This window comes from Pseudomonas putida, assembly GCF_002741075.1.
Taxonomy (GTDB): domain Bacteria; phylum Pseudomonadota; class Gammaproteobacteria; order Pseudomonadales; family Pseudomonadaceae; genus Aquipseudomonas; species Aquipseudomonas putida_T.
In genome coordinates this window covers 651,543-664,243 of the sequence record NZ_CP016634.1, presented here as the reverse complement: position 1 = coordinate 664,243, position 12,701 = coordinate 651,543, and the positions used below count along the sequence as shown (strand labels likewise).

The window sequence follows — 12,701 nt, the reverse complement described above, 5'->3', positions numbered from 1 at the left end:
GGGTCAGTTATAGCTATTGGCCACTAGCCACGCAACCTCGTACACGTCGCCTATCGCGCCTGAATGCGCCATGCCCGGTGAATTCGATTGTTACGCGCGAAATCAGGGTCCAGGGTCTGGTTGCTGATCTCCTCGACGGCATAACGCTCGACCAGGCTCGGGTCGAGCTGGAACTTGCGGAAGTTGTTGGAGAAGTACAGCACACCGCCCGGCGCCAGGCGGGCCATGGCCAGATCCAGCAACTGCACATGATCGCGCTGCACGTCGAACACCCCTTCCATGCGCTTGGAGTTAGAGAAGGTCGGCGGGTCGATGAAGATCAGGTCGTAGCTGTCCCGGTTGCCTTCCAGCCAGGCCATCACGTCCCCCTGCTCCAGGCGGTGGCGGTCAGAGAAACCGTTGAGTGCCAGGTTGCGGCGCGCCCAGTCCAGGTAGGTCTTGGATAAATCGACGCTAGTGGTGCTGCGAGCACCGCCCTTGGCCGCGTGTACCGTGGCCGTCGCGGTGTAGCAGAACAGATTGAGGAAGCGCTTGCCGGACGCCTCGCGCTGGATACGCAGACGGATCGGACGGTGATCGAGGAACAGACCGGTGTCCAGGTAGTCCGTGAGGTTGACCAGCAGCTTCACGCCACCTTCGTTCACCTCCTGGAAACGGCCCTCGGCACCTTGGCGTTCGTACTGACGCGTCCCGCTCTGGCGCTCCCGACGCTTGAGCACCACACGCTGCGGGTCGATACCCAGCGCCTGAGGGATGGCGGCCAGGGCATCGAGCAGACGCGCCTGGGCCTTGTCCGGATCGACCGAGCGTGGCGCGGCATATTCCTGCACGTGCACCCAGTCGTGGTAGAGGTCTACCGCCAGGGCATATTCCGGCATGTCGGCGTCATACAAGCGGTAGCAATCGACCTGCTCGCGACGGGCCCACTTGCCCAATTGCTTGAGGTTCTTCTGCAGGCGGTTGGCGAACATCTGCGCGCCTTCGGACAAGCGCGCCGGCTCATTGGCCACCGCTGTCGGGCGCCGTGCGGTGTCTGGGTCCGACTCGGCCTGGCGACGCTCGCCAGTGACGAATTGGTCGGGCTGGACCTTGAACAGCAGCAGCTTGCACGGCAAGGCGCCGTTCCAGAAGGCGTACTGCTTGTGGCTGCGAATACCCATGCGCTTGCCCAGCTCAGGGGCGCCGGTGAACACTGCCGCCTCCCAGCCCAGGCAGGCCTGACGCAAGCGCTCACCGAGGTTTTGGTAGAGGTACAGCAGGCTGGCTTCGTCACCGAGACGCTCACCGTAGGGTGGGTTGCTGATGACCAGGCCTTTCTGGTTCTGGTCCGGGCGCGGTTCGAAGCTGCCGACTTCGCCCTGATAGATCTTCACCCAGTCGCCCAGACCTGCCCGTTCGACGTTGTTGCGCCCTGGCTGGATCAGTCGTGGGTCGGCTTCATAGCCACGAATCCACAGCGGGGGCCTGGCCAGGCCTTCCTGCGCACGGGCCCGGGCTTCTTCATGAACCTTGCGCCACAACGCCGGCACATGGCCAAGCCAGGCAGTGAAGCCCCAGCGCTCACGCTTGAGATTGGGGGCGATATCGGCGGCCATCATTGCCGCCTCCACCAGGAAGGTACCCACCCCGCACATAGGGTCGGCCAGGGCCCCGCCTTCAGCGGCGATGCGTGGCCAGCCGGCGCGGATCAGTACCGCCGCCGCCAGGTTCTCTTTCAACGGCGCGGCACCTTGCTGCAGGCGATAGCCGCGTTGATGCAGGCTGTGTCCAGACAGGTCCAAGGAGAGAATCGCCTCGCCACGATCCAGGCGCAGGTGCACGCGCACATCCGGATCGATCTTGTCCACGGACGGGCGCTGGCCTTCGCGGTTGCGAAGCTTGTCGACGATCGCGTCCTTGACCTTGAGGGCACCGAAATGGGTGTTGTCGATTCCCGAACCGTGGCCACTGAACTCCACCGCCAAGGTGCCATCGGCCGCCAGGTGATCTTGCCAATCGACCCCATGCACACCGTTATAGAGTTCATCGGCGTTTTTCATGGAGAAACGCTTGAGTACCAGCAGCACTCGGTTGGCCAGGCGCGACCACAGACACAGGCGGTAAGCGGTTTCCATGTCGGCCGAGCCGCGGATGGCCGAGGTGTGCTCACGCACATCGTCCAGGCCCAGGTTGCGGGCTTCCTCGGCGAGCAGGCCTTCAAGACCTTTGGGGCAGGTGAGATAAAGTTCGAAACGGTCCGACATGAGCAATCCAGAGCCTTGGGCTGATTGAGTGACGGGCCGACGCATCGCCCCGCCGATGTTTGCCCGCACGCCCTTCCAGCAGGCGCCCGGGTGGCCTCGCCCGCAGTCCGGGAAGGCCGGGCCACCTGAACGACAAGCCCCTTCACACCTTGCGAAGTGGGTTAGATCGTCAGGCAGTATGAAAATTTCCAGCGACGCGGAGGCCAATGTGACCCTTCGTCGCATTTCAAATTGTTACCGCACATCGGCCCAAGACGCTGGCCAGATGACTGCAAGGGGCACTGAACCCTGATCATAGCGGGCTCAACGGCAAATCACGTTGAGTCGCATTTATTTACTTATCCTTTGACTCTATGAAACGTTACGTCCTTATGACAAATCGATCATTCACACTGTGACTCGCTTTGGTTAGAACTGGCTTTAGGTTGTCTCGCAACGAGGCAACACTTTCTGCTCGCCACGCCGGCAGCGAGCGCACACCGGCAGAACGATTCTGCCCGGCCTCGGAGAGGCCGACGGGACATTACAGTCAACAAGTGAGGGCAACACCCTATGAGAAGACTTAAGCGTGATCCGTTGGAAAGAGCATATTCACGTGGCTACCAATACGGGGTTACCGGCAAATCCCGCGAGCTTTGCCCCTTCAATCTGCCGTCCGTGCGTCAAGCCTGGATCAATGGCTGGCGGGAAGGCCGGGGCGATAACTGGGATGGTATGACCGGCACCGCAGGCATCCAGAGACTCAACGAAAATCACGCCGTTGGCTGAGACGAGGACACTGAATTCGAGTCACCATGCGCGCCCTATCCGGGCGGCGGGCTGAGGCCCAGGGGCCCCTTCGTGGGGCCCTTTTTTATGCCTGCCTTTTTTATGAACGTGGCAAGGCAGCGATCGCGTCCACTGCCTCACGAATCAGCGCAGGCCCTTTATAGATGAAGCCCGAGTAGATCTGCACCAGGCTCGCACCAGCCGCGATCTTTTCGGCTGCATGACGCCCCTCGGTGATACCGCCGGCAGCGATGATCGGCAACTTTCCGGCCAGTTCTCCTGCCAACACTTTCACGGTGTGAGTGCTTTTCTCAAGCACTGGCGCGCCAGACAAACCGCCCGCCTCGTCACCATACGGCAGGCCCTGGACGCCTTCACGGCTCAGGGTGGTGTTGGTCGCGATCACCGCGTCCATGCCCGTCTCGAGCAATGCCGAGGCCACCATGGCCGTTTCTTCGTCAGTCATGTCTGGGGCGATCTTGATTGCCAGCGGCACACGCTTACCGTGCTTGTTTACCAGCTCCTCGCGACGCACAGCCAGAGCCTGAAGCAGTTGCTTGAGCGAGTCGCCGAACTGCAGGGTACGCAGGCCTGGGGTGTTCGGTGAACTGACGTTGACGGTGATGTAACTGGCGTCTGCGTAGACTTTTTCCAGGCAGATCAGGTAGTCGTCCACCGCACGCTCTACGGGGGTGTCGAAATTCTTGCCGATATTGATGCCAAGCACACCGTCATAGCGCGACGCACGCACCCGGGCCAACAAGTGATCGACACCCAGGTTGTTGAAGCCCATCCGATTGATGATCGCGGTGGCCTCCGGCAGCCGGAACAGCCGCGGCTTGGGGTTGCCCGGTTGCGGGCGCGGCGTCACGGTACCGATCTCGACGAAACCGAACCCTAGCTGGGCGAAGCCATCGATGGCAGCGCCATTCTTGTCCAGGCCTGCAGCAAGGCCCACCGGATTGGCAAAGTTCAAGCCCATGACCGTCACAGGCAAGGCCGCAGGCTGCTTGCACAGTAGGCCATTGAGACCGAGGCGGCCACCGGCACCGATCAGGTCCAGGGACAGGTCGTGGGAGGTTTCCGGGGAAAGCTTGAACAACAGCTGGCGGGCCAGGGTATACATGGGCAGGCAAGACTCGCGGTGAGTGAGGGGGCGATTATAGCCACCACGCGGCTCGGACGACAGGGCCCTTGGCACATGGGTTGCTTTGCCACGGGCGCACGTCATGCTCCTATGAGGGCGAGCACCCCGTTGAATACGGTATTTGAGGTAGAACGCCAGGGCTGGCCGCACGACAAAGCTGCACCCTGGAAAAAGAAAAACCCGGCCGAGGCCGGGTTTTTCGTGAAGCATCAAACCAAATTACTTGGCCTGGGCTTCGACCTGAGCTTCAACGCGACGGTTGATGGCGCGGCCTTCTTCGGTGGCGTTGTCAGCAACCGGACGGGTCTCACCGTAGCCAACCGAGTCGATACGGCTGGATTCAACACCGTACTGCTGGGTCAGAACCTGCTTGACAGCATTGGCACGACGCTCGGACAGCTTCTGGTTGTAAGCGTCTGGACCAACGGAGTCGGTGTGACCTTCAACGGTGGTGGTGGTTTGTGGGTACTGCTTCATGAAGTCAGCCAGGTTCTTGATGTCACCGTAGCTGTTTGGCTTGACGACCGACTTGTCGAAGTCGAACTTGACGTCCAGCTCAACACGTACGACTTCGGCAACAGCCGGGCAGCCGTCGGCGTCAACGGTAACGTTGGCCGGGGTGTCTGGGCACTTGTCGACGTTGTCGCAAACGCCGTCGTTGTCGCTGTCGGAGCAGACTTCAGCAACAGGAGCCGGAGCAGCTTCAGCTTGCTTCGGGCTACCGCCGAAGTTCATGCCGATACCGACGCTAGGAGCCCACTCGGTGTCGCCCTGGTCGATGTTGTACTGAGCTTCGACGCCAGCACGGGCGTAGAACATGTCAGTGATGTACCACTTGGCGCCAGCGCCAACGTTGGCGAAGGTGGACTGGTTACGACCACCGCGACCGGTCTGGCCCAGGCTCTGGTGCGAGAAACCAGCCGAAACGTATGGACGGATGGCGTCGTACGGGTTGTTGAAGTGGTAAACGGCGTCCAGGGCGGTGTTGGAGCCCTTGATGTTCTTGCCGTCTTCGCCACGAGCGTTGTGAACTTCGTCATAGCCCAGACGCAGTTCGACGTCGTCGGTCAGGAAGTAACCGATCGAGCCACCGAACAGGTTGCCGTCGTTCTTGAAGTCGCGCTGGCTGTCGAAGAACTCTTTCTTGTAGAAGAGTTCGGTCTCGACGGCGCCTTGACCTTGTGCCAGAGCGCCAAACGAAGTGGCGGCTACAAGCGAACCAATGGCCAAGCCCAAGGTGTTTTTCAATTTCATCCGTTAAATCCCCATCTGGTGATAGTTAAGCAGTCCCACCAACATCCGGGGGACAACTCGACGGCAAGTCTAGCAGAACTTGCCGATTGGTTAGAGATATTTCCGAGGCGCTAAGTTTCAGCCAACCCCGTAAATTTCTCTCTAAGCTTGTCGAGCGCACGCTTGTAGCGCATTTTCGTGGCGCTCAGACCCATGTGCATGATATCGGCGATCTCCTGAAACTCCAGCTCTGCGACAAATCGAAGCACCAGAATTTCCCGATCGATCGGGTTCACATGCACCAGCCATCTATCCAGCCCGCCCTTCTCTTCGGCCTTGGGTGCCTTCTCTTCGGACGCCTCTTCGACAGGGTCCAGACTCAAGGCATCCATCAACCGTCGTTTGCGACGTTCCTTGCGGTACTGGGTAATGCATTCGTTGTAGGTGATGCTGTAGAGCCAGGTCTTGAACTTCGACTTACCCTCGAAGTTCTTCAGACCGTAGAGCACCTTCAGCATCACTTCCTGACAGACATCGTCGGCATCCCGGTCGTTCCCCAGATAACGCGCGCAGACGTTGAACAGGGTCCGCTGGTAGCGCCGCATGAGCTCTTCATAGGCGCGCGTTACGTGATACAGCTCCTCATGCGAACGCGCCACCAATTCCTCATCGGTGAGCTCGCGGGGGTCATAGCGCATGGGCGGCGAATGAACTTTATTCAAAACGGATCTGGCCGACAGTCAGGTCAATGTCGCCGCGCGGCCCCTTGGGCCGTTTTCGCGGCGGCATACATTAACAGCTTTTGTGCGGTTAGCGGCTATTGACTCGCTGCTCGAGCAATTCTCGGTTCGAAAGCGACACCAATTCGCCATCATCCGTCAGCAAGGTCGTCTTGACCGTGCCGATCTCCTCGATGTGCCCTTCGACCTCTCCAATCCGCACCTGCTGGCCCACTTGGTAGAGTTCACGCACGTAGATTCCGGCCAGGATTTGCCCCGCGATTTCACGGCTGCCCAGGCCCATCGCCAAGGCAACGGCCAGACCAACGGTAATCAAGCCGATGACGATCACATGGTTGAGCAGGTCGGTCTTGACCTCCAACTGGCTGATCGCAACCGAGATGCTGATGATGATCACCAGGCCCTGGGCGATACGCCCGACGCCTGCGGCATACTCCAGACCGACACCTTCGGCAGCGCCACGTACCAAACCATTGGCCAGTTGCGCCAGCAACACGCCCGCCAGCAGCACCAGGGCTGCACCAAACACCTTGGGCAGGTAAAGGGCGAGCATGTCCAAGGTAGCCGAGACACGCTCAAGGCCCAAGGACTCGGCAGCCGAAACCAGGAAAATCAGCAACACGAACCAATAGACGATCTTGCCGATCAAGGTGGAAATCGGTACCTGGATACCCACCCGACCGAGCATCTTGGTCAGACCGGTACCGCTCATCAGGCGGTCCAGGCCGAACTTGGCCAGCAGCTTGGACAACAGCGTATCGAGCAGCTTGGCTACCACGAAACCGAGCAGCACCACGACCAGGGCGCCGAACAGGTTGGGGATGAAGTTCGCCACTTTGGTCCAAAGGGCGGTCATGGCGGTGACCAGACTCTGGGTCCAGAGATCGAGTTCCATATTCAATCGGCCTTATCTGCTTTTCTGCCAGCGGCAGGGTTGCGACGCACCGGCGCGATATGCGCCGAGCCATTGTTCACAGCGATCATCAGTGCCTGGCTCCAGCGCCCCAGCAAGCTGAACAGATCGCCCGCACCGACCTGGCGGTTAGCGGTCTTCAGGACGCGACCCAAGCATGCGGCATCGTCTCGGTCCTTGCCGGACGGCGATGCCTTGAGCAGGTCGCGCAAGGATTCTTCAAACGGATCGTGCATAGGCACCTCGCGCAATGTCTGTCAAAGACGAGGGCTCGGGACTACAGGTCACACATGAATGTGGGACGAATGTTTCAAAATGCCTCATGCATCACCCCTGCCCGGACAGCCCATCACACCCAGCGCAATCGCCGGAACAGCCACCATTGCCCTGCCGCCAGCCCGAGCACCACGGCGCAGGCGAGCAAAAAACCATACGAGCTTTCAGCCCCTGGGATGCCGCCGACATTGATACCCAGCAGGCCGGTGACGAAGCTCATCGGCAGGAAGATGCAAGTGATGATGCCGAAACGGTACATGGTCCGGTTCATCCGTTCGCTGCGCCGTCGGTCCTCGCTTTCCAGCACCAGCGCGGCCCGTTCGCGAGTCAGCTCGAGCTCTTCGAGATAGCGGATCAAGCTGTTGTTCAGCTCGTTCCAGTAATCGGCATCACCTTCGGCGAACCAGCTCCATTTATTGCGCGAGAGCTGGGCATAGAGTTCTCGCTGCGGGGCAAGAAAACGCCGCAAGCCTGCGGCGCGACGACGGATCTGCTGCAAGCTGCCCTGGGCCGGGGCATACCGCTCGTCGGCTTCCACCTTCTCTTCTTCCAGATCGACCACTTCCGACAGGTCACTGACCAACGCCTGGACCTTTTCGGTGAGCAGCTCGCCCATCAGCAGCAACAGTTCGGAGGCCGACTTCGGCCCCCTGCCCTCATCCAGTTGCTGGAGCACTTCATCACTGGCACGCAGCGGCCGCAGGCGCAACGAAATCACACGCCGGGCCTCGGCGAAGATCCGCACCGAGACCATGTCCTCAGGCTCGGCGCCAGGATTGAGATTCACGCCGCGCAGGAACAACAGCATTTGTTCATCGGCCAAAGGCAGCAGGCGCGGACGCGTGTTCTCCTCCAGCAGCAGGTCGCAGGCGAACTCACTCAGGCCGCTTTCCTGCAGCAGCCAGGTACGGGTCTGGGGATGGCTGCGATCCCAGTGCAACCAGAGGCTTTCCCCTGGCTGCAACTGCAGATCGTCCAGTGCTGTCCGGGCAATCGAGCGCGCACCGCCTTTACCATCGAGCACCAGGGCGTGGACCAGCCCCCACTGCGCGTTGTCTTCCTCGAACATTCCTGCTCCATCAGCGCGCGCGGCGCATCACTCCGGCATCTTCAGCGGGCTTGGCGAGACGATCACGCCATTGTTGTCGGCATACACGTATTCGCCCGGGCGGAAGGTCACCCCGGCGAAAGTCACGGCCACGTTGAGATCGCCAATACCGCGCTTGTCGGTCTTCATCGGGTGACTGGCCAGGGCCTGGACACCGACATCGGTCTGAACCAGCACGTCCACATCACGCACGCAACCGTAGATCACCAGGCCTTCCCAACCATTCTTGGCTGCCTTTTCGGCAAGCATGTCGCCAAGCAGCGCGCGGCGCAGTGAACCACCGCCGTCCACCACCAGGACCTTGCCCTTGCCATCGAGCTCGACCTGCTCCTTGACCAGCGAGTTGTCCTCGAAGCATTTGATCGTGACGATCTGGCCACCGAAGGAGTCGCGGCCACCAAAGTTGCTGAACATCGGCTCCAGTACCTGGACCAGGTCCGGGTAGGCGTCGCACAGGTCGGGCGTTACGTAATGCTGCATGGGAAACTCCTGTCAGTCACAATGAAAGCAAGGTTTGAGCAAGGCTACACCGGGGAAGGCCCCGCAGTCATCCGAGACTGGCCAGTCAACATTGATACTTGTCGCGGGTGTGCGCGGGCGTGCCCCGCAGAGCACCCGAGACAGCACCACGACGCTCAGCGGACCGGCACAGATTCAGCAACCACCACAGCCCCAGGCAAGGGCGAATCCGGCGCCTTCAACCAGCGCTCCACCAATGGCCAGACCTGCGTCTGGGCTGCTTTGCTGACCAGCATGTCCACATGCCCGAACGCGTCAAAGCCCTCCTGTGTCCCCAGGCGCAGGAACTGCTTGCGTGCCCCTCCCAACTGCTCGAACAGCTTGCGGCACGCCCAGACCGGGTCCTGGTAGTCCGCCGCACCGGCCACTGCCAGCACCGGCACATCCACATCCGCGAGCCCCGCCCACCAGTCGTCGTCCTTGTCACCGAAACGCCCGAACAGGCCATGCCAGCCCAGGGTTTCGAGGGCCAGGCCGATCGGTTCGTCCTCCGGGCCACGTTTGAGCCGCGTGCCAGACAACTGCCCCAGGCGCTTGAGCAGCAAACGGGCGCTCCAGGCCACAGGGGGGACTTTCAAAGGCCAATAGACGCGACTGACCTGGGTGCCGAAGAACGCCGCACTGGCCACCTGCTCGACTGGCAGATACGCACCGCCCAAGGCTGCGGCGAGGATGGTGCCGCCCAGGGAGTGGCCGATCCAATGCGGCGCCTGCCCGGCCTGTTCCTGGATGAACGCGCCGATCACCGGCAAGTCGAAGCGGGCGTAGTCGGCCACGCGGTTGTGTCGCCAGTGGCGGTTACGGGGCGAAAGACCGTGTCCACGCATTTCCGGGATCCACACATCGAACCCGGCGCGCGCCAGAAAGGCGCCCAGGCCGACGCCCTTGGGCGAATACCAGAAGCGGCGGTTGGAGAAGCTGCCGTGCAGGAGAATCACCGGCACACCTTGGGCTGCGGTCTGGTCGGCCAGCCCGAGGCGCGTGACGGCCAGCTCGACGCTGGGGTCGGGGCTGTTACCGGCCTTGATCCGGTACACATCCTCGCTCAGGTCACCCCGACGCTCAGCGCTGAGCAAGGCCACGGGAAACAGGGTACTGCTGCTTTGCATAGGTCGATTGCACAAAAAAGGGCGGGATCCATCGCTGGAACTCGCCCTGGAAGAAACCAGGCAGGAGCGCCGCGAAGCGCTCCCGCGTTCATTGCATCATGCCGCGCTTTGATCCTCGGCCAGGAAGAACCAGGTCTCGAGCACCGAGTCCGGGTTCAGCGAAACGCTCTCGATGCCCTGCTCCATCAGCCATTTGGCCAGGTCCGGGTGGTCCGAAGGGCCCTGACCACAGATACCGATGTACTTGCCGGCCTTGTTGCACGCCGCGATGGCGTTGGCCAGCAGCTTCTTCACGGCCGGGTTACGCTCGTCGAACAGGTGGGCAATGATGCCGGAGTCACGGTCCAGGCCCAAGGTCAGCTGGGTCAGATCGTTCGAGCCGATGGAGAAGCCGTCGAAGTACTCGAGGAACTCATCGGCCAGCAGGGCGTTGGATGGCAGTTCGCACATCATGATCACGCGCAGACCATTGACGCCACGGCCCAGGCCGTTTTCGGCCAGCAGGTCGACCACCTGGCTCGCCTCGCCCAGGGTACGCACGAACGGCACCATGATCTCGACGTTGGTCAGGCCCATCTCGTCGCGCACACGCTTGAGGGCGCGGCATTCGAGTTCGAAGCAGTCACGGAACGACTCGCTGATGTAGCGCGAGGCGCCACGGAAGCCCAGCATCGGGTTCTCTTCTTCTGGCTCGTACAGCTTGCCGCCGATCAGGTTGGCATACTCGTTGGACTTGAAGTCCGACAGGCGCACGATGACCTTCTTCGGATAGAACGCCGCAGCCAGGGTGCTGATGCCCTCGACCAGCTTCTCTACATAGAAGCCGACCGGGTCGGAGTAACCGGCTACGCGCTTGTCGACGCTCTCTTTGAGGTCTGCTGGCAGGCCCGCGTAGTTGAGCAGTGCCTTGGGGTGCACACCGATCATGCGGTTGATGATGAACTCAAGACGCGCCAGCCCCACGCCGGCATTGGGCAGTTGGGCGAAGTCGAAGGCGCGGTCCGGGTTGCCGACGTTCATCATGATCTTGAACGGCAGCTCCGGCATGGCGTCGACCGAGTTCTGCTTGATGTCGAAGCCCAGTTCGCCTTCGAAGATGAAGCCGGTGTCGCCTTCGGCGCAGGAGACGGTCACGCCCTGGCCGTCCTTGAGCACCTGGGTGGCGTTGCCGCAACCGACGACCGCTGGGATGCCCAGCTCACGGGCGATGATCGCCGCGTGGCAGGTACGTCCGCCGCGGTTGGTAACGATGGCGCTGGCGCGCTTCATCACAGGTTCCCAATCCGGGTCGGTCATGTCGGAGACCAGCACGTCGCCTGGCTGGACCTTATCCATCTCGGACACGTCGTGGATCACACGGACCTTGCCAGCGCCGATGCGCTGGCCGATGGCGCGGCCTTCCACCAGGACGGTGCCCTTTTCCTTGAGCAGGTAGCGCTCCATGACATTGGCGCTGGAGCGGCTCTTCACGGTCTCGGGACGTGCCTGGACGATGTACAGCTTGCCGTCATCACCGTCCTTGGCCCATTCGATGTCCATCGGGCGCTGGTAGTGCTGCTCGATGATCATGGCCTGCTTGGCCAGTTCGGTGACTTCGGCGTCGCTCAGGCAGAAGCGCGCACGGTCAGCGCGATCGACATCGACGGTCTTGACCGAACGACCGGCCTTGGCCTCGTCGCCGTAGATCATCTTGATGGCCTTGCTGCCCAGGTTGCGGCGCAAGATGGCTGGGCGGCCGGCCTGCAGGGTGCTCTTGTGCACGTAGAATTCGTCAGGGTTGACCGCCCCCTGGACCACGGTCTCGCCCAGGCCGTAGGCGCCGGTGATGAACACCACGTCACGGAAGCCCGACTCGGTGTCGAGGGTGAACATCACGCCGGCGGTACCGGTTTCCGAACGAACCATGCGCTGCACGCCGGCGGACAGGGCGACCAGCTTGTGGTCGAAGCCTTGATGGACGCGGTAGGCGATGGCACGGTCGTTGAACAGGGAGGCGAATACCTCCTTGGCAGCGCGAATCACGTTGTCCACGCCACGGATGTTCAGGAAGGTTTCCTGCTGACCTGCGAAGGAGGCGTCGGGCAGGTCTTCAGCGGTGGCCGAGGAACGCACGGCGACGGCCATGTTGTCGTTGCCTTGGGACATTTCGGCGAAGGCAGTGCGGATTTCGGCATCCAGACGCGCCGGGAATTCGGCGTCCATGACCCATTGGCGGATCTGCGCGCCGGTCTTGGCCAAGGCGTTGACGTCATCGACATCCAATGCGTCCAGGGCCGCATGGATGCGGTCGTTCAGGCCACTCTGCTCGAGAAAATCGCGGTACGCCTGAGCCGTAGTGGCAAAGCCGCCCGGCACCGATACGCCGGCACCTGCGAGGTTACTGATCATCTCGCCCAGGGATGCGTTCTTGCCCCCCACATGCTCTACATCATGGACGCCGAGCTTATCGAGGGAAACTACGTACTCAACCAAGGTGATCTCTCCACTAACTGTATTGGAAAAGCTCAAGGGCGGCCGCCTGTCACACTGACTTGGCCGGACGCTTGTGGCCTGGACCTGGAAAATAAGTGAGAATGCCGAACAGTCGCGTTCGGCAAACCGAACCTATCATACTCCAGAAAACTTCGGCAGCTTAAGGCCCAGGG

Annotated in this window: 11 protein-coding genes; 1 reads left to right on the top strand and 10 read right to left on the bottom strand. The window is 61.4% G+C overall.

The window, feature by feature from the left end; genetic code table 11:
* Positions 1–50 precede the first annotated feature (50 nt).
* On the bottom strand, positions 51–2,243 hold the full coding sequence (gene rlmKL / locus IEC33019_RS03520; RefSeq protein ID WP_070092513.1) for a bifunctional 23S rRNA (guanine(2069)-N(7))-methyltransferase RlmK/23S rRNA (guanine(2445)-N(2))-methyltransferase RlmL: 2,193 nt from the start codon (positions 2,241–2,243) through the stop codon (positions 51–53).
* 552 nt (positions 2,244–2,795) lie between these two features.
* On the opposite strand from rlmKL, the gene rmf reads away from it, so the two are divergent.
* Positions 2,796–3,011: a ribosome modulation factor gene (gene rmf / locus IEC33019_RS03515; protein ID WP_080642046.1), complete on the top strand. Its 216-nt coding sequence runs from the start codon at positions 2,796–2,798 to the stop codon at positions 3,009–3,011.
* Between the two features lie 100 nt (positions 3,012–3,111).
* On the opposite strand, the gene IEC33019_RS03510 is transcribed toward rmf, so the two are convergent.
* The 9 genes from IEC33019_RS03510 to ppsA form a co-directional block, all read right to left on the bottom strand.
* Complete coding sequence (locus IEC33019_RS03510) at positions 3,112–4,137, bottom strand: quinone-dependent dihydroorotate dehydrogenase (RefSeq protein ID WP_070092514.1); 1,026 nt, start codon at positions 4,135–4,137, stop codon at positions 3,112–3,114.
* A 240-nt stretch (positions 4,138–4,377) separates the two neighbouring features.
* Positions 4,378–5,412, bottom strand: a complete 1,035-nt coding sequence (locus IEC33019_RS03505) for an OmpA family protein (RefSeq protein WP_070092515.1) — start codon at positions 5,410–5,412, stop codon at positions 4,378–4,380.
* Positions 5,413–5,522: 110 nt separating this feature from the next.
* Positions 5,523–6,089 (bottom strand): RNA polymerase sigma factor SigX, encoded by a 567-nt coding sequence (sigX, locus tag IEC33019_RS03500; RefSeq protein ID WP_043206738.1) that lies wholly within the window; start codon positions 6,087–6,089, stop codon positions 5,523–5,525.
* A 112-nt stretch (positions 6,090–6,201) separates the two neighbouring features.
* A complete protein-coding gene (locus IEC33019_RS03495) occupies positions 6,202–7,026 on the bottom strand; it encodes a mechanosensitive ion channel family protein (protein ID WP_070092516.1) in 825 nt (274 codons plus the stop codon).
* A 2-nt stretch (positions 7,027–7,028) separates the two neighbouring features.
* Positions 7,029–7,280: a CrfX protein gene (locus IEC33019_RS03490; RefSeq protein WP_070092517.1), complete on the bottom strand. Its 252-nt coding sequence runs from the start codon at positions 7,278–7,280 to the stop codon at positions 7,029–7,031.
* Between the two features lie 113 nt (positions 7,281–7,393).
* Positions 7,394–8,389, bottom strand: coding sequence for a zinc transporter ZntB (locus tag IEC33019_RS03485; RefSeq protein WP_070092518.1), 996 nt, complete (start codon positions 8,387–8,389; stop codon positions 7,394–7,396).
* Between the two features lie 27 nt (positions 8,390–8,416).
* A complete protein-coding gene (rraA, locus tag IEC33019_RS03480) occupies positions 8,417–8,908 on the bottom strand; it encodes a ribonuclease E activity regulator RraA (RefSeq protein ID WP_043206744.1) in 492 nt (163 codons plus the stop codon).
* A gap of 155 nt (positions 8,909–9,063) precedes the next feature.
* On the bottom strand, positions 9,064–10,056 hold the full coding sequence (locus IEC33019_RS03475) for an alpha/beta fold hydrolase (protein ID WP_070092519.1): 993 nt from the start codon (positions 10,054–10,056) through the stop codon (positions 9,064–9,066).
* A gap of 96 nt (positions 10,057–10,152) precedes the next feature.
* On the bottom strand, positions 10,153–12,528 hold the full coding sequence (gene ppsA, locus IEC33019_RS03470) for a phosphoenolpyruvate synthase (RefSeq protein ID WP_070092520.1): 2,376 nt from the start codon (positions 12,526–12,528) through the stop codon (positions 10,153–10,155).
* Between the last annotated feature and the right edge of the window lie 173 nt (positions 12,529–12,701).

Bases quoted from the DNA above. Each gene is read 5' to 3' on its own strand.
- rlmKL (WP_070092513.1), bottom strand. From the start codon at position 2,243: ATGTCGGACCGTTTCGAACTTTATCTCACCTGCCCCAAAGGTCTTGAA.
- rmf (WP_080642046.1), top strand. From the start codon at position 2,796: ATGAGAAGACTTAAGCGTGATCCGTTGGAAAGAGCATATTCACGTGGC.
- IEC33019_RS03510 (WP_070092514.1), bottom strand. From the start codon at position 4,137: ATGTATACCCTGGCCCGCCAGCTGTTGTTCAAGCTTTCCCCGGAAACC.
- IEC33019_RS03505 (WP_070092515.1), bottom strand. From the start codon at position 5,412: ATGAAATTGAAAAACACCTTGGGCTTGGCCATTGGTTCGCTTGTAGCC.
- sigX (WP_043206738.1), bottom strand. From the start codon at position 6,089: ATGCGCTATGACCCCCGCGAGCTCACCGATGAGGAATTGGTGGCGCGT.
- IEC33019_RS03495 (WP_070092516.1), bottom strand. From the start codon at position 7,026: ATGGAACTCGATCTCTGGACCCAGAGTCTGGTCACCGCCATGACCGCC.
- IEC33019_RS03490 (WP_070092517.1), bottom strand. From the start codon at position 7,280: ATGCACGATCCGTTTGAAGAATCCTTGCGCGACCTGCTCAAGGCATCG.
- IEC33019_RS03485 (WP_070092518.1), bottom strand. From the start codon at position 8,389: ATGTTCGAGGAAGACAACGCGCAGTGGGGGCTGGTCCACGCCCTGGTG.
- rraA (WP_043206744.1), bottom strand. From the start codon at position 8,908: ATGCAGCATTACGTAACGCCCGACCTGTGCGACGCCTACCCGGACCTG.
- IEC33019_RS03475 (WP_070092519.1), bottom strand. From the start codon at position 10,056: ATGCAAAGCAGCAGTACCCTGTTTCCCGTGGCCTTGCTCAGCGCTGAG.